At 61.9% G+C, this 17,059-nt stretch carries 13 protein-coding genes; 9 read left to right on the top strand and 4 right to left on the bottom strand.

Translation table 11 applies throughout. From position 1 onward, the window contains the following. The first annotated feature begins 39 nt into the window (after positions 1-39). From mrcB to fhuB, 4 genes are all read left to right on the top strand, one after another. Positions 40-2,589 carry a bifunctional glycosyl transferase/transpeptidase gene (mrcB, locus tag ACL2XG_RS11175; RefSeq protein ID WP_413722156.1) on the top strand — a complete coding sequence of 850 codons (2,550 nt, stop codon included), beginning with the start codon at positions 40-42 and terminating at the stop codon, positions 2,587-2,589. 186 nt (positions 2,590-2,775) lie between these two features. Further along, positions 2,776-3,591, top strand: coding sequence for a Fe3+-hydroxamate ABC transporter ATP-binding protein FhuC (gene fhuC / locus ACL2XG_RS11170; RefSeq protein WP_413722157.1), 816 nt, complete (start codon positions 2,776-2,778; stop codon positions 3,589-3,591). Next, positions 3,591-4,595 (top strand): Fe(3+)-hydroxamate ABC transporter substrate-binding protein FhuD, encoded by a 1,005-nt coding sequence (gene fhuD, locus ACL2XG_RS11165; RefSeq protein ID WP_413722158.1) that lies wholly within the window; start codon positions 3,591-3,593, stop codon positions 4,593-4,595. Before fhuC ends, fhuD begins: the two co-directional genes overlap by 1 nt. 4 nt (positions 4,596-4,599) lie before the next feature. Further along, entirely contained in the window at positions 4,600-6,588 is a 1,989-nt protein-coding gene (gene fhuB / locus ACL2XG_RS11160; RefSeq protein WP_413722159.1) for a Fe(3+)-hydroxamate ABC transporter permease FhuB, read from the top strand. A 12-nt stretch (positions 6,589-6,600) separates the two neighbouring features. On the opposite strand, the gene hemL is transcribed toward fhuB, so the two are convergent. Beyond that, the gene (gene hemL / locus ACL2XG_RS11155) at positions 6,601-7,881 is read right to left on the bottom strand and encodes a glutamate-1-semialdehyde 2,1-aminomutase (RefSeq protein ID WP_413722160.1); all 1,281 of its coding nucleotides are present in this window, start codon (positions 7,879-7,881) and stop codon (positions 6,601-6,603) included. A gap of 274 nt (positions 7,882-8,155) precedes the next feature. On the opposite strand from hemL, the gene clcA reads away from it, so the two are divergent. Next, a complete protein-coding gene (gene clcA / locus ACL2XG_RS11150) occupies positions 8,156-9,520 on the top strand; it encodes a H(+)/Cl(-) exchange transporter ClcA (protein WP_410016617.1) in 1,365 nt (454 codons plus the stop codon). A 107-nt stretch (positions 9,521-9,627) separates the two neighbouring features. Beyond that, positions 9,628-9,972 carry an iron-sulfur cluster insertion protein ErpA gene (gene erpA / locus ACL2XG_RS11145; protein WP_162363924.1) on the top strand — a complete coding sequence of 115 codons (345 nt, stop codon included), beginning with the start codon at positions 9,628-9,630 and terminating at the stop codon, positions 9,970-9,972. Positions 9,973-10,061: 89 nt separating this feature from the next. Here the strand turns inward: erpA and ACL2XG_RS11140 are convergent, their stop codons facing one another. The 3 genes from ACL2XG_RS11140 to mtnN are packed head-to-tail and all read right to left on the bottom strand — an operon-like array spanning position 10,062 to position 12,366. Further along, the gene (locus ACL2XG_RS11140) at positions 10,062-10,679 is read right to left on the bottom strand and encodes a TRIC cation channel family protein (protein WP_410016372.1); all 618 of its coding nucleotides are present in this window, start codon (positions 10,677-10,679) and stop codon (positions 10,062-10,064) included. Next, positions 10,679-11,662, bottom strand: a complete 984-nt coding sequence (gene btuF / locus ACL2XG_RS11135) for a vitamin B12 ABC transporter substrate-binding protein BtuF (protein WP_410016371.1) — start codon at positions 11,660-11,662, stop codon at positions 10,679-10,681. The genes ACL2XG_RS11140 and btuF overlap by 1 nt, the downstream gene beginning before the upstream one ends. Beyond that, complete coding sequence (mtnN, locus tag ACL2XG_RS11130) at positions 11,662-12,366, bottom strand: 5'-methylthioadenosine/S-adenosylhomocysteine nucleosidase (RefSeq protein ID WP_413722161.1); 705 nt, start codon at positions 12,364-12,366, stop codon at positions 11,662-11,664. Before mtnN ends, btuF begins: the two co-directional genes overlap by 1 nt. Positions 12,367-12,539: 173 nt before the next feature. On the opposite strand from mtnN, the gene dgt reads away from it, so the two are divergent. From dgt to ACL2XG_RS11115, 3 genes are all read left to right on the top strand, one after another. Beyond that, entirely contained in the window at positions 12,540-14,054 is a 1,515-nt protein-coding gene (gene dgt / locus ACL2XG_RS11125) for a dGTPase (RefSeq protein WP_413723547.1), read from the top strand. 157 nt (positions 14,055-14,211) lie between these two features. Next, on the top strand, positions 14,212-15,657 hold the full coding sequence (degP, locus tag ACL2XG_RS11120) for a serine endoprotease DegP (RefSeq protein WP_410016369.1): 1,446 nt from the start codon (positions 14,212-14,214) through the stop codon (positions 15,655-15,657). A gap of 183 nt (positions 15,658-15,840) precedes the next feature. Next, positions 15,841-16,998 carry a CdaR family transcriptional regulator gene (locus ACL2XG_RS11115; RefSeq protein ID WP_410016368.1) on the top strand — a complete coding sequence of 386 codons (1,158 nt, stop codon included), beginning with the start codon at positions 15,841-15,843 and terminating at the stop codon, positions 16,996-16,998. Positions 16,999-17,059 lie beyond the last annotated feature (61 nt).

The raw sequence follows: 17,059 nt of genomic DNA, 5'->3' as shown, positions 1-17,059 counted from the left end.
TAGGCGGGGAATCCGTCGGAAGTATGGAGAATCATAACGATGTCTGGGGATGATCGCGAACCTATTGGACGTCATGGAAGACCGTCCGGCCGTAAAGTGACAAATAAACCGCCAGTGCGACGTCACCGGGACGACGACTACGAAGAAAATGACGATGCTCAGGACGACTATGACGATCAAGAGGAATACGTAATGCCGCCGCGCAAGCCGCCTGCGAAAGGCAAAGCGCGCCCGCCGCGCAAAAGCGGCAAGCGGCGCCTGCTGGGATTGCTTATCAAGATTTTCCTGGTGGTGGTGATTTTACTGGTGATCTACGGCGTCTACCTGGATGCGCAGATCCGCAGCCGCATCGACGGCAAGGTCTGGCAACTGCCGGCGGCGGTCTATGGCCGCATGGTGAACCTGGAGCCGGGCATGCCCTACAGCAAAAGCGAGATGGTCAACCTGCTGGAAGGGATGCAGTACCGCCAGGTGACCCGCATAACCCGCCCGGGCGAATTCAGCGTGCGCGCCAACAGCATCGATATGCTGCGCCGTCCCTTTGATTTCCCCGACAGCAAGGAAGGGCAGATCCATGCGGTGCTGACGTTTGATCGCGATCATCTGCTGCAAATTCAAAACCAGGATACGCAGCGGAACTTCGGCTTTTTCCGCCTCGATCCGCGCCTGATCACCATGCTGCAATCGCCCAACGGCGAGCAGCGGTTGTTTGTGCCCCGCGCCGGATTCCCCGATCTGCTGGTGGATACCCTGATAGCCACCGAAGATCGTCATTTTTACCAGCATGACGGCATCAGCATCAGCTCCATCGGCCGCGCCTTCCTGGCGAATATTACCGCCGGGCGCGCGGTGCAGGGGGGCAGTACGCTGACCCAGCAGTTGGTCAAGAATTTGTTCCTGACCAATGAGCGTTCCCTGTGGCGCAAGATCAACGAAGCCTATATGGCCGTGATCCTCGATTACCGCTACAGCAAGGATCGCATCCTTGAGCTGTATCTGAACGAAGTCTACCTCGGCCAGAGCGGCAGCGAACAGATCCGCGGATTCCCGTTGGCAAGCCTCTATTATTTCGGCCGGCCGGTGGATGAACTCAGCCTGGATCAGCAGGCCATGCTGGTGGGCATGGTCAAGGGCGCATCGCTGTACAATCCCTGGCGTAATCCGCAAATGGCGCTGGAGCGGCGTAACCTGGTGCTGAAGCTGTTGCAAAACCAACAGGTTATCGACGCGGATTTGTATAATATGCTGAGCGCGCGTCCGCTGGGGGTGCAGCCGCGAGGCGGGGTGATTACGCCGCAGCCGGCCTTTATGCAAATGGTGCGTCAGGAGCTGCAGGCGAAGCTGGGCGACAAGATTAACGATTTGTCCGGCGTGAAAATATTCACCACCCTTGATCCGATTTCGCAGGACGCGGCGGAAAGAGCTGTGGAGGCCGGTGTGCCGGCCCTGCGCGCCGGGCGCGGCGTCAGCGACCTTGAGAGCGCTATGGTGGTGGTGGACCGCTTTAGCGGCGAAGTGCGCGCCATGGTCGGCGGTTCCCAGCCGCAATTCGCCGGATTTAACCGCGCCATGCAGGCGCGGCGTCCGGTAGGGTCGCTGGCAAAACCGGCCACCTACCTGACCGCGCTGAGCCAGCCGGATAAGTACCGCCTGAACACCTGGATCGCCGATGAGCCCATTTCACTCAAGCAGCCGAACGGGCAGCTGTGGGCGCCGAAAAACTACGATCGTCAATTTCGCGGCAAGGTGATGCTGGTAGACGCGCTGGCCAATTCGCTTAACGTGCCGACGGTTAACCTGGGGCTGGCGGTGGGCCTGCCGGATATCGTCGCCACCCTGCAAAAATTGGGCATCCCGAAAGAGGTGATTAACCCGGTGCCGGCCATGCTGCTGGGGGCCATCAGCCTCACACCGATGGAAGTGGCGCAGGAATACCAGACCATTGCCAGCGGCGGCAACCGTGCGCCGCTGTCGGCGGTGCGCTCGGTGATAAGCGAGGACGGCAAGGTGCTTTACCAGAGCTTCCCGCAGGCGGAGCGCGTGGTGCCGGCCCAGGCGGCGTATCTGACGTTATACGGTATGCAGCAGGTGGTGGCGCGCGGCACGTCGCGTTCGCTGGCGGTGAAATTCCCCAATTTCCATCTGGCCGGGAAAACCGGTACCACCAACGATTTGCGCGATAGCTGGTTTGCCGGCGTGGACGGTAAAGAGGTGACCATCAGCTGGGTAGGGCGCGACAACAACGGCCCGGCCAAGCTGACCGGCGCCAACGGCGCGCTGACGATTTACCGCCGCTATCTGGAAAACCAGCCGCCGCTGACGCTTAACGTGATACCGCCCGAGGAGATCAACCAGATGTCCATCGACTATGCCGGCAATTTCGTCTGCAACAGCGACAGCAGCATGCGCGTGATCCCGGTCTGGACCGACAGTCCGCAGGCGCTGTGCCAGGCCAGCCAGGCGGTGGCCCAGCAGCCGGCGCAAACGCCGCCTGACCAGCAGCAGTCGGGCCAGCAGCCGCCGCAACAGGAGCAGCAGGAGGGCAGCGACGGCGTCGCCGGCTGGATCAAGGATATGTTCGGCAAATAGCTCGCCACCCCGGCTTGCCGGGGTGGGTTTGTTGACCAGGCGAAGGAACGCCGGCGATAGGTATTCTGTCGCCGCGCGATGCCTGGCGGCGACCTGCGAGGAAAAATCAGTTGCGATGCTGCTAATTATTGAGGGAAACTGCTATTATTGCTTCTTTGAATAATTATCATTTGCTTTATTGGGCTTATGCAAGATATCGCCACACCTTTAGCCAACGCCGCCGCCAGGAACGCTACTTTTGCCCTGGATCAGGTGAGTTTCTCGGTACCCGGACGGGTACTACTCCAGCCGCTGTCCTTCACTTTTCCCCAGGGCAAGGTCTGTGGCCTGATAGGTCATAACGGCTCCGGAAAATCCACCCTGCTGAAGATCCTGGGCCGTCATCATGAGGCCAGCGGCGGCGTGGCGCGCCTGAATGATAAACCGCTGGCGGACTGGGAAAGCAAGGCTTTCGCCCGGCAGGTGGCGTATCTGCCGCAGCAACTGCCGGCGGCGGAAGGCATGACGGTGCGCGAGCTGGTGGCCCTGGGGCGTTATCCCTGGCACGGCGCGCTCGGCCGCTTCGGCAGCGCCGATCGCCGGCATGTGGAGGACGCCATCGAGGTGGTCGGCCTGCCCTCGCTCGCCCACCGTCTGGTGGACAGCCTTTCCGGCGGCGAGCGTCAGCGCGCCTGGCTGGCGATGACCCTGGCGCAGGATAGCCGCTGCCTGCTGCTGGATGAACCCACCTCGGCCCTGGATATCGCCCATCAGGTGGACGTGCTGGCCTTGATTAAGCGCATGAGCCAGGAGCGCGGCCTGACGGTTATCGCGGTATTGCATGATATCAATATGGCGGCGCGCTACTGCGATTACCTGACGGCGCTGCGCGGCGGCGCAATGATTGCCCAGGGATCGCCGCTGGAGCTGATGCGCGGCGACGTGCTGGAAACCATTTACGGTATTCCTATGGGCATCCTGCCACATCCGGGCGGCGGCGCGCCGGTGAGTTTCGTGTTTTAATGCGCCGGCGTGATCAGACCCTGGGACGTCTGCGCCCCCAGCGCGCGCCCGGCGCCATTGCGACGGATGAGAGTCCGGGTATTGACGGCGGCCGCCGACGGCTGCTGGCCGCCCTGCTGCTGTCGCCCTTGTGCTGCGGTCTCGCGTCCTGGGGGACCGCGGCCCGGGGTGCGACCGATCGGACGGCAACGGGCGGATCCGTCCCGTCGCTGCCCTATCAGCGCATTATCGCCCTTGAATGGCTGCCGGTGGAGCTGCTGTTCGCCCTCGGCGTTACGCCGCTGGCCGTCGCCGGCACCCGGGATTACCGCTTATGGGTACAGGAGCCGGTGCTTCCGGCCTCGATTGTCGATGTCGGCCAGCGCACCGAACCTAATTTCGAACTGATCACCGCGCTCAAGCCGGACTTGATCCTGTATTCCCAGGGCTACGGGCCGCGCCCGGAACAATTGCGCGCCATTGCCCCCGCCATGGGGTTTAGTTTCACCGACGGGCAGGGGCGGCCGCTGACCACCGCGCGCGCCGGGCTGCTGGCCCTGGCGCAGCGCCTGGACAGGATGCCCGCCGCCCTGGCCCATCTGGCGTCTTTCGACCGCGAACTGGCCGAAGCCTGGCCGCAGCTGGCGTCATATCGCCGCCAGCCCCTGCTGATATTTTCCCTGATGGACGATCGTCACGCCCTGATCATCGGCGGCACCAGTTTATTCGGCCAGGTCATGGACCAACTGGCGCTAGCCAACGTCTGGCAGGGAGAAAATAATTTCTGGGGCACGGCGGTGGTGGGAATTGAACAACTGGCGACGCTGCCCCTGGCGCGGGCCATATGCCTGGATCACGGCGACGCCGCGCTGACGGCGCGCGTGGCCGCCACGCCGCTGTGGCAGGCCATGCCGTTTGTGCGCCGGAATATGTTGCGCACCGTGCCGGCCATCTGGATTTATGGCGCCACCCTTGCGGCCCTGCGTTTTTGCCGCATGCTGCAGCAGATGGAAAAACAATGGTGAGGCCATGAACCGTCGTAGCGCGCTTTTCCCGTTTTGTCTGCTGACGCTGCTGGCCCTGGGCGCGCTGGCGCTCAGCGCCTATAACGCCCAGCAGGTGCTGCCGGGCCAGCTATGGGCCGGGGCGCTGTGGCGGCCCGATATGCTGGATATCCGCCAGGTTATCTTCCACTACAGCACCTTGCCGCGCCTGGCGGTAGCGCCGCTGGTGGGCGCCGGCCTGGCGCTGGCCGGCGTGCTGTTCCAGCAGGTGCTGCGCAATCCGCTGGCCGAACCCTCGACCCTGGGCGTCGCCAGCGGCGCGCAATTGGGGGTCACCGTCACCACGCTGTGGCTGCTGCCCGGCGGAGCGCTGACCCAGCAACTGGCGGCCCTGCTCGGCGCGCTGGTCATCGGCGCGTTGGTCTTCGGCGTGGCCTGGGGAAAACGCATGTCGCCCGTGACCCTGATCCTGGCGGGCCTGGTGCTGAGCCTGTACTGCAGCGCCGTTAACAGCCTGCTGGCCATCTTCCATTACCAGCAGCTGGAAAATCTGTTTTTATGGAGCAGCGGGGCGCTTAACCAGCAGGACTGGGGCCAGGTAAGGTTCCTGCTGCCGCGTCTGGGGCTGGGGCTGCTGCTGGCCCTGCTGCTGATTCGCCCCATGACCTTGCTGGGCGTGGACGACGCCGTGGCGCGCAATCTCGGCCTGGGGCTGTCAACCGCCCGGCTGGCGGCGTTGGTATTGGCTATCGTGCTCAGCGCGTTGTTGGTGAACGCGGTGGGCGTGGTGGGGTTTATCGGCCTGTTCGCGCCGCTGCTGGCGAAACTGCTCGGCGCCCGGCGCCTGCTGCCGCGCCTGCTGCTGGCGCCGCTTATCGGCGCGCTGCTGCTGTGGTTTACCGATCAGGTCATGGTCTGGCTGGCGCGCGCGTGGCGTGACGTGCCCACCGGCGCGGCCACCGCGCTGATTGGCGCGCCGATCCTGCTCTGGCTGCTGCCCCGGCTGCGCCATGCCGTGGCGCCGGCGCAGCCGGGGCATGACGACGCGCCCCGCCCGGAGCGCGCCAATCCCGCGCTGTGGGCCGCGGGCGGATTGGCGTTGCTGCTGGCGCTGTTGTGCGTGGCGCTGATGCTGGGCCGTAACAGCCTGGGATGGAACTGGGCCGGCGGCGACGAGCTGCTGCGCCTGCTGCCCTGGCGCTGGCCGCGTACGCTGGCGGCATTAAGCGCCGGCGTGATGCTGGCCGCCGCCGGCACCCTGATCCAGAAACTGACCGCCAATCCCATGGGCAGCCCGGAAGTACTGGGTATCAGCGCCGGCGCCGCGTCGGCGGTGGTGTTGATGATGTTTTGGCTGCCCGGCGATGTCTTTATTTGGTTATTGCCTGCGGGTAGCCTGGGCGCCGCGCTGACGTTGGCGGCCATTTTGCTGGTGGCGGGACGGCGGCATTTTTCCACCCAGCGCATGCTGCTGGCGGGCATAGCCCTGGGTACTGCGTTCACCACGCTGGTGACCCTGCTGCTGGCCAGCGGCGATCCCCGCCTCGGCGGCCTGCTGACCTGGATTTCCGGATCGACCTATGGCGTGCAGGCGCCGCAGGCGGTAACCAGCGCGGTGACGGCGCTGGTACTGTTGCTGCTGGCGCCCTGCTGCCGCCGCTGGCTTAACGTGCTGCCGCTGGGCGGCGCAACCGCCCGGGCCCTGGGCCTGCCGCTGGCACGCGCCAGGCTGGCTATCCTGTTGCTGGCGGCGGTGCTGACCGCCGGCGCCACGCTGACCGTCGGTCCCTTGAGTTTTATCGGTTTGATGGCGCCGCATATGGCGCGGATGCTCGGCTTTCGCCGGGCGATGCCGCAGCTGGTTATGGCTGCGCTGCTGGGCGCGATGCTGATGCTGCTGGCCGACTGGGCCGGGCGCATGGCGATGTTTCCCGACCAGATCCCGGCGGGCCTGCTGGCGACCTTTATCGGCGCGCCGTATTTTATCTTTCTGCTGCGCCGCCAGGGTCGCTGAAGGGACGGGGGCTTACAGCCGGGCAAAACTGCGGCGGGCGGCGCCGATGGTTTGCGTCAGATCCTCGTCGCTGTGCGCCAGCGACATAAAACCGGCTTCAAACGCCGACGGCGCCAGGTAGACCCCTTCCTCCAGCATCATATGGAAAAAGCGTTTAAACCGTTCCACATCGCAGGCCATGACATCCTGATAGCCGGTCACCGCGGGCGCGTCGGTAAAGAAGATGCCGAACATGCCGCCGACGTGGTTTACCACCAGGGGAATGTTTTCCGCCCGCGCCGCCTCCAGCAATCCCCGCGCCAGGCGATCGGTCAGATCGGTCAGCGCCGGATAAATGCCGGGACGTGAAATCTCGGTCAGGCAGGCATAGCCCGCGGCCATGGCAATCGGATTGCCCGATAGCGTGCCGGCCTGGTAAACCGGGCCGGTGGGCGCCAGCGCCTGCATCACCTCGCGCCGCCCGCCAAACGCCCCCACCGGCATGCCGCCGCCGATGATTTTGCCCAGGCAGGTCAGGTCCGGCACCACGCCGTAATAGGACTGGGCGCCCGCCAGGGCCACCCGAAAACCGGTCATGACCTCGTCGATAATCAGCAGCGCGCCGAATTCATCGCACAGGGCGCGCAGGCCGGGCAGGAACGCCGGCAGCGGCGGCACGCAGTTCATATTGCCGGCCACCGGCTCGACGATAATGCAGGCGATCTCGCGCGGATAGAGTTCAAATACCTGCCGCACCGAATCCAGATCGTTAAAGGCGCAGGTGAGGGTGTGTTTGGCGAAATCGGCCGGCACGCCGGGAGAACTGGGCTGGCCGAGGGTCAGCGCGCCGGAGCCGGCCTTGACCAGCAGGCCGTCGGCATGGCCGTGATAACAGCCTTCGAATTTGATGATTTTATCGCGGCCGGTATAGCCGCGCGCCAGGCGAATGGCGCTCATGGTGGCCTCGGTGCCGGAGTTCACCATGCGCACCATATCCATGGACGGCACCAGTTCGGTCACCAGGGCGGCCATTTTCACCTCGATTTCGGTGGGCGCGCCGAAGCTCAGGCCGCGCCCGGCCGCCTCGATAACCGCCTCGCGTATCGCCGGATGGTTATGGCCCAATACCATCGGCCCCCAGGAACCGACATAATCGATATAGTCCTTTCCGTCCACATCATACAGCCTGGCGCCGTCCGCCCGCGCGATGAACAGCGGCGTGCCGCCGACGCCGTTAAACGCGCGCACCGGTGAATTAACCCCGCCGGGGATAAGCTTTTGCGCCTGGGCGTACAGATTTTCGGAATGGCTCATGAAACGGCTCCTGAAGAAAGAATAAAACGTTAACCCCGATAGTGTAATAAACTGGCAGGCAATAAGACATCTTTGTTGGGTGCAAAAACGCAAAACCGCCAGCGGCCTTGTCAGCACGGATTGACAAGCATTTTTGTAATACAATTATGCCTGACAGACAGTGTGATAGCGTAAAGTCCGTCGAATACTATGCCAAATAAGGTAGATTGCTCCGATGCCAGAACCCTTTCCTGCCGCGACCTCAGTGCCGGCCGGACGCCTTGCCCGCGTCCAGATGTTCAGCCGGCTCCTGTATCAAGATAAAACCCCGGTAACCGTACTCGCCATGGCCGCTCTCGTCGGTACCCTGGTGGGCGGGGTGGGCGTGGCATTTGAAAAAACGGTTGACTGGATGCTCGCCTGCCGTATCGCCGCCCTGGCCGACTTGCCGCAGCGCTGGCTGGTGCTGGTGCCGGCTGCGTTTTTTGCCTCAGGGGCGTTGGCCATGATCGGCTATTACCTGGTGCGAAAATATGCGCCCGAGGCGGGAGGCTCAGGTATTCCGGAAATTGAAGGCGCGCTGGAGGAACTGCGTCCGGTGCGGTGGTGGCGGGTGATCCCGGTTAAGTTTTTCGGCGGCATGGGTACGCTCGGCGCGGGCATGGTGCTGGGGCGCGAGGGACCGACGGTCCAATTGGGGGGAAATATCGGTCGCATGGTGCTGGATATGGTTGGCATGCGCAGCGCCGAGGCCCGGCATTCCCTGCTGGCAGCCGGCGCGGCGGCGGGATTAACGGCGGCGTTTAACGCGCCCCTGGCGGGGATCCTGTTTATCCTGGAAGAGATGCGGCCGCAGTTTCGCTATAACCTGATTTCAGTCAAGGCGGTATTTATCGGCGTTATCATGTCGAGCATCGTATTTCGCCTGTGCAACGGCGATCGTTCGGTCATCGACGTCGGCAGGCTGGCCGGCGCGCCGGTCGGTACTCTCTGGCTTTACCTGGTGCTGGGAATGCTGTTCGGCGTGGTGGGCGTGGTATTCAATACATTGATATTCCGCGCGCAAGATATGTTTTTACGCCTGCATGGCGGCAAATGCGCCAGATTTGTGATCATCGGCGGCATACTCGGCGGCCTGTGCGGTATTTTGGGTCTGATGCATCCCGAGGCTGCCGGCGGTGGTTTTGCCCTGATTCCCCTGGCAGCGGCGGGGCATTTTACCGCCGGCACCTTGTTGTTTATCTTTCTGGCCCGTATGTTGACGACCCTGTTGTGTTTCGGTTCCGGTGCGCCGGGCGGCATTTTTGCGCCCATGCTGGCGCTGGGAACCTTATTGGGCACGGCTTTCGGCATGATCGGCTGCCAATTATTTCCTGAGTATGCCTTGCAGCCCGGCACTTTTGCGATTGCGGGCATGGGAGCCTTATTTGCCGCCTCGGTGCGCGCGCCCTTGACCGGGATCGTGCTGGTGCTGGAAATGACCGACAATTATCAATTAATATTGCCGATGATTATCACCTGTCTGGGCGCAACGCTGCTGGCTCAGTTTTTAGGCGGCAAACCGCTCTATTCAGCAATCCTTGCCCGTACCTTGCAACGACAAACGCCCCCGCTGCCGGCGGATGCGCGATCGCACGCAGCGATAAACAAAATATCCTGAATGCGCAATACTTGAACGTAATTGACAGGTAGCGGATAATGAACATCCACATCGGGTTGTTATGCCTTCAGCCTGATGATTCTGGTTGGCGCGTTGGGAGTAGAGTAATGAGTGAAACTGCGGTACTGCCTTTACAATTTACCGATTCAGCGGCGAAAAAAGTGAAGCATCTGATAGCGGATGAAGAGAACCCGAACCTGAAATTGCGGGTTTATATCACCGGCGGTGGCTGTAGCGGCTTCCAGTATGGTTTTACTTTTGACGATAAAATCAACGAAGACGATTTGACCATTGAAAAACAAGGCGTTGCGCTGGTGGTAGACCCCATGAGCCTGCAATACCTGATCGGCGGTTCGGTGGATTATACCGAAGGGCTGGAAGGATCACGTTTTATCGTGACCAACCCGAACGCCAAGACCACCTGCGGCTGCGGATCGTCGTTCAGTATCTAAACCCCCGTCGGCACGCGTTCGATGATACCGGTACGGCGCGCCGCACCGGTTTTTTTATGTCCGCGTTTCGAGCGCGCGGGTCGGGCCGTTTATTTCCGGTCCTCAAGCGCAAAGGTCGGCAGCTTCAGATGCCAGCGGATTGCCGCCAGCCGGATGCCGAGCGTTATCGCCATGCCCAATACCGACGCGTGCTGGGCGCTGAGGTGGAAAACATGGAAAGCGGTGGTGTGGGCGATGCCGCCGATAATGCAGGCGGTGGCGTAAACCTCGGTACGCAGTATCATCGGGATTTCCCGCGCCAGCACATCCCGGATAATGCCGCCGCCCACGCCGGTGATAACGCCCATGCATACCGCGATCAGCGGGCCGGTGCCGCTGGCGAACGCCTTGTTGACGCCGATGCCGACAAATACCGCCAGGCCGATGGCGTCCAGCACCGGCAGGATCCATGTCGGCAGTTGGCGGGGTTGCCTTATCACCAGTATGGCGACAAAACAGGTGACCATCGCCACCACCAGATCGGTGGGATCCCGCACCCAAAACACCGGGCCATTATTCAGCGCCATATCCCGGATGGTGCCGCCGCCCACCGCGGTGACCACCCCCAGCACCAGCACCCCGAACGGGTCCATGCGTAATTTGCCGGCCAGCAGCACCCCGGACACGGCGAATACCGCCGTGCCGAGCACATCAAGAAAACCGAGCATCAGCGCGCTCCCGTGGCGGCGGCATCCGCCAGTTGCCGGCACAGCGCCTGCGCCGCCAGCAAAATGCGTGGCCCGCTGCGGTTAAACCAATCCTCGTTCAGCGCTATCACCGGCACGTCCAGCTGCGGCTGCCAAAAGTTCCTGATGGCGGTGACGCGCTCCTCGCCGCCGGCGACGACAATCACCTGCGGTTTACGGCCCAAGACCTGTTCGCGGCCCACCTGCGGCCAGGGAACCGGGCTGTCGGCAAAGATATTGCGCGCGCCGCACAGCGCCAGAATCTGGCTTTGCAGCGTCTGCTTGCCGGCGGTAAACAACGGCTGGGTGCCGAACTGCATGAACACCCGCGCCGGCGGATTGCCGGCGTAGCGGCGTTTCAGGTCCGCCGCCTGCTGGCGCACGGCGCGGGCGGCCTGGTGAGCCTGTTCGGGATGGGGGCTGTAGCGCGCCAGTCCATCAAGCGCGCGCGCCATATCTTCCACGCTCAGCGGATCGAGATAGACAATCGGGATACCGAAGGCGGCCAATTGATCCAGTTCACGCTGCGGATTGCCGCCGCGCCAGGCCAGGATAAGATCCGGCTTTAGCGCCAGCACCCGCTCCACGTTGATGCCCTGCCAGGAGGCGACCTGCTCGAGCTTTTGCGCGGCGGGAGGATAATCGGACCAACTGCTTACCGCCACCAGGACTTCTCCCATGCCGGCGGCATACGCCATTTCGGTGGCGTGGGGCGCCAGGCTGACGACCCGATGCGCCGCCCAGGCCGGCGGGGCGGCCAACAGCGCCAGCAGCAACGCGGCCAGGCCGCGCGCGCGGCTATCGCGCCGGGCCCGCGATCCCAGGGCCGATGCGTGCTTACGGATAGCAAACCAGGCCGGCAGCAGCATGGCCAGCGCATGCCTGCGGATAATAAACCAAGTCGGCGCCGGCATGGCCAGGGCGCGCGTAGGGATAGCCGGGCGCGTCACCCGGATGGGCGACATTACTGCCGCTGTCCGGCCAGGGTCTGCAGCATGGCCGCCACCAGGCGGCTGGACTGTTTGGCCGCCACCGCCAGGAATTCGTCAAAGCTCAGGTGGGACGCCTTGTCCGCCACATCGGAAATGGCGCGCACCACCACGAACGGCACCGCGAACTGGTGGCATACGTGGGCAATGGCCGTGGCTTCCATTTCCACCGCGATAGCCTGGGGAAAGGTGGCGCGGATACGGCTCAGGGGCTCGGCGCCGTTGATAAACGCGTCGCCGCTGACCACCAGGCCGCGCACGGCGTGCTGATCCAGCCGGGCAATGCAGCTCTCCGCCAGCGCGATCAGCGACGCGTCCGCGGCGAAGGCCGCCGGGCATTGCGCCATTTGCCCCGGTGCGTAACCAAAGGCGGTGACATCCACATCGTGATAACGCACCTCGTCGGACACGACGATGTCCCCGACATTCAGGGATGCGTCCAGACCGCCGGCGGAACCGGTGTTGATAACATAATCCGGCTGGAAATGATCCAGCAGCAGCGTGGTGCCGAGCGCGGCCGAGACCTTGCCGATACCGGATTTCACCAAGGCCACGTCGACGCCATGGAGCCGGCCGCTGTAAATATCGCATCCCGCCTGCTGCCAGGTGGTGCGGCCTTCCATCTGATCGCGCAGCAGGGCCACTTCCTGTTCCATCGCGCCGATAATGCCTACTCTCATCTGGTTGTCCTTCTGGTTAAGAAACAGTGGATAATAAATAGTGAATAGTAATGTAACCGTTTAATCGGCGCCGCCATTCTATCACGGCCGCGGCCGGGAAATAATTGTCGCCGCTGTTGCATTTAGCGGCGGGTATGGGTATCACGGTATAAGAAATCATCCCGGGGAACATGATGTCCGCAATCGACTTTAGCAAGAAACTCAGTTTTCAGCGCCCGTTCAGCCATCCCATCGTCGCCGAGGATGAATATAGCGTCATCCGCCAGTTTGAAAGCGATCGGGGGCGGATTATCAATTCCGCCGCCATTCGCCGCCTGCAGCAGAAAACCCAGGTCTTTCCCCTGGAACGCAACGCGGCGGTGCGCTCCAGGCTGACCCACTCCATGGAGGTGCAACAGGTCGGACGGCATATCGTCAAAGAAATCTTCCACCAGCTCAAACGCGAGCGGCGCATCGCGCCGCTGGGGCTGGAGCAGTTGGAGGCGCCGTTTGAAAGCATCGTGGAAATGGCGTGCCTGATGCATGATATCGGCAATCCCCCGTTCGGTCATTTCGGCGAGGCGGCCATCAACGACTGGTTCAGCCAGCGCCTGGACATCGCCGGCCTGGGCAACGAGGCCCAGGGTAACGATCGTTGCCGGGTCGAGGTATTGCGCCTGCGCGCCGGCGAGGATGACGACAACGCGCTGCGCAGCCGTATCCGGCTCGATTTGTGTCATTTCGAAGGCAATGCCCAGGCCATCCGCATGGTGCACAGCCTGCTGAAGCTGAACCTGACCTATGCCCAGGTGGGCTGTATTTTAAAATATACCCGTCCGGCCTATTGGCGCGGCGCGATACCGGCCGAATTCAGCTATCTGATGAAAAAACCGGGCTACTATCTTGCCGAGGAAGAGTATGTCAAAGCGTTGCGCGAACAGCTGGGGCTGGGGGAATTTCATCGCTTCCCGCTGACGTATATCATGGAAGCCGCCGACGATATTTCTTATTGCATCGCCGATCTCGAAGATGCGGTGGAAAAAAAGATCTTTACCGTCGAACAGCTTTATAACTACCTGCAACAAGAATGGGGCGGCGTGGAGAAAGGCGATTTATTTGAAAAGGTGGTCGGCCAGGCATTCGATAAGATAATGCGCAACCAGGGGCTGCGCAGCGGCGATCAGTTTTTTATGTATTTGCGGGTAAATACCGTGGCACGGCTGGTGCCCCATGCGGCAAAACGGTTTCTCGATAATTTGTCGCCGATATTCGACGGATGCTTTAACCAGGCGCTGCTGGAAGATTCCAGTCCGGCTTACCGCTTATTGAAAATATTCAAAGGCGTGGCCTTCAAACATGTGTTCAACCATCCGGAAGTAGAACAGCTGGAATTACAGGGCTACCGGGTTATCAGCGGCCTGCTGGAAATCTACAACCCCCTGCTGGATATGCCGCTGGCGGCGTTTCGCGAGCTGGCGGCGCAGGATGACCACCGGGACTACATGATCCCCACCCGCCTGTTTCATAAATTATCCACCAAACATCGTCTGGCTTATGGTGAAGCGGTAGCCGGGTTAAATCGCTACCCGTCGCGCCAGCAGCCCATGATGGAATTTTATTATCGGGCGCGTTTAATTCAGGACTATATTAGCGGCATGACCGATCTTTATGCCTGGGATGAATACCGCCGCTTAATGGCCGCGGAGTAAGTCAGGGTTAGCGCAGTATTTGTAAATACGCCCAATACTTTTTTACCATTATGGTTTTTTTGCTACTGAACTTCGGGTTATTTGATTAATCTCACAGATACGACCACAGCAATGGGTCCGCATCATTACCTGATACTTACAGTTGAGACAATGTTAAATGAAAAAAACTTCTTTGGTCCTGAGTGCGCTGGCATTGTGTCTGGGTGTGGCGCTGGCGCCTGTTTCATTGTATGCGGCGGAAACCGCCTCGACCAATCAGCAGCTCCCAAGCCTGGCGCCGATGCTGGAAAAAGTCATGCCATCGGTGGTCAGCATCAGCGTCGAAGGCAGCACCGCCGTCAGTTCGGCGCGCGTGCCCGAGCAGTTCCAGCAGTTCTTTGGCCAGGATTCCCCGCTGTGCCAGGAAGGGTCGCCTTTCCAGGCGTCGCCCCTGTGCCAGGGCGGCGATGAGGACGGCGGCGGCGACGGCGAGGGCAATACCCCGCCGGCCAAGGAAAAATTCATGGCGCTGGGCGCGGGTGTGATTATCGATGCCCAGAAAGGCTACGTGGTGACCAACAATCATGTGGTCAACGACGCCACTAAAATCCAGGTGCAGCTGTATGACGGCCGCCGATTCGACGCCAAGATCATCGGCCGCGATCCCCGTTCCGATCTGGCGCTGGTGCAGCTGATCGACTTTAAAAACCTCACCGCCATCAAGATGGCCGATTCGGACCAGCTGCGGGTCGGCGATTATACCGTGGCCATCGGCAACCCTTACGGCCTGGGGGAAACCGCCACCTCGGGTATTGTGTCCGCGCTGGGGCGCAGCGGGCTGAATATTGAAAACTATGAAAACTTTATCCAGACCGATGCCGCCATCAACCGGGGCAACTCGGGCGGGGCGCTGGTTAACCTCAACGGTGAGCTTATCGGCATCAATACCGCCATACTGGCGCCGGACGGCGGCAATATCGGTATCGGCTTCGCCATTCCCAGCAACATGGTGAAAAACCTGACGGCGCAGCTGGTGGCCTATGGCCAGGTCAGGCGCGGCGAAATCGGCATTCTCGGCACCGAGCTCAATCCGGAGCTGGCCAAGGCGATGAAAGTCGACGCCCAGCGCGGCGCGTTTGTCAGCCAGGTGATGCCTAAATCCGCCGCCGAAAAGGCCGGGGTGAAAGCCGGCGATGTCATCGTCACCATGAACGGCCGGCCCATCAACAGCTTTGCCGCGTTCCGTGCGGATGTCAGCTCGCAGCCGGTCGGCACCAAGGTCCAGCTCGGCCTGCTGCGCGACGGCAAGCCGGTAACCGTCGATGTGATCCTGGAGCAGAGCACCCAGCCGCAGCTTGATTCGGGCAATGTCTTTACCGGCATCGAAGGCGCGGAATTGAGCAACATGGATACCGGCGATCAGCAGGGCGTCAAGGTGGACAATGTCAAGGCGGGCAGCACCGCGGCGAAAGTCGGCCTGAAGAAGGGCGATATCATCCTGGGCGTCAACCAGCAGCCGGTGCAGAATATCGGCGAACTGCGTAAAATCCTGGATGCCAAGCCGCCGATACTGGCGTTAAACGTCAAACGCGGCGATACCACGCTTTACCTGCTGGCGCAGTAATCCCCCGCGTCCGGCTCTCGCCACCAAGACGGCGTCATCACGACGCCGTCTTTTTTTGCCCGAAAGAATGTGATATCCCGCACAAAATAAGCGAGCAAGATCACGCTTTGTGCTTCTGCACAATGTATGAGCGCCAGCACCCGGGTATAATAGGGCAAAGGGCTTAACAGAACCGAGGCGGGGATGGCAACGTATCATCTTGATGCGAAATTGGCGCAAGAAATTGTGGCAAGAACGATGCAGATTATCGACAGCAATATCAACGTGATGGATGCGCGCGGCCGCATTATCGGCAGCGGCGATGAAGAGCGGGTCGGTGAACTGCACGAAGGCGCGTTATTGGCCCTGTCGCAGGCCCGGGTCGTGGATATCGACGACGGCGTGGCCCGGCATTTGCACGGGGTACGGCCCGGTATCAACCTCCCGCTGAAAATCGACGGCAATATCGTCGGCGTTATCGGCCTGACCGGCAATCCCAGTCAACTGCGGCAGTATGGCGAGCTGGTCTGCATGACGGCGGAAATGATGCTGGAGCAGGCGCGCTTGCTGCATATGCTGGCGCAGGACAGCCGGCTGCGCGAGGAACTGGTGCTGAATTTAATCCGCGCCGAGGAAGTCACGCCGGCGCTGATCGAATGGGCCCAGCGGCTGGGCATCGATATCAACCAGCCCAGGGTGGCGGCGGTGGTGGAGGTGGACAGCGGGCAGTTCGGCGTCGACAGCGCCATGGCGGAGCTGCAGCAGCTGCAAACGCTGCTCACCACGCCGGAGCGCGATAACCTGATCGCCATCGTATCGCTGACGGAAATGGTGGTGCTGAAACCCGCGCTGAACAGCCACGGGCGCTGGGATGCCGAAGAGCATCGCCGGCGGGTGGATACGCTGTTTTCGCGCATGACCGAAAGCAGCCGCCTGCGGGTACGTATCGCCCTGGGCAATTTTTTCCCCGGCGCCGGCGGTATTGCGCGCTCCTGGCGTACCGCGCGCACCACCATGTCGGTGGGCAAGCAGCGGCTGCCCGAGCAGCGCCGTTATTTTTATCCCGATCTGATGCTGCCGGTACTGCTCGACAGCCTGCGCGGCGGCTGGCAGGCCAGCGAGCTGGTGCGCCCGCTGGCAAAACTCAAGGCCATGGATAACAACGGCCTGCTGCGCCGCACGTTGATTGCCTGGTTCCGCCATAACGTTCAGCCCACGCCTACCTCCAAGGCGCTGTTTATCCACCGCAACACCCTGGAGTACCGCCTCAACCGCATTTCGGAAATGACCGGCCTGGATCTGGCCAATTTTGACGATCGGCTGCTGCTCTACGTGGCGCTGCAGCTGGATGACGAAGCCTGATCCCATCGTCCGCGGCCCACCCCATGTCGCCGGCAAACTCAGGGTACGGCCGGCCGTACCC

The organism is Sodalis sp. RH24 (genome assembly GCF_047324145.1).
Taxonomy (GTDB): domain Bacteria; phylum Pseudomonadota; class Gammaproteobacteria; order Enterobacterales; family Enterobacteriaceae; genus Acerihabitans.
The sequence above is the reverse complement of the archived record's forward strand: the minus strand, read 5'-3'. Positions and strand labels throughout refer to the sequence as shown.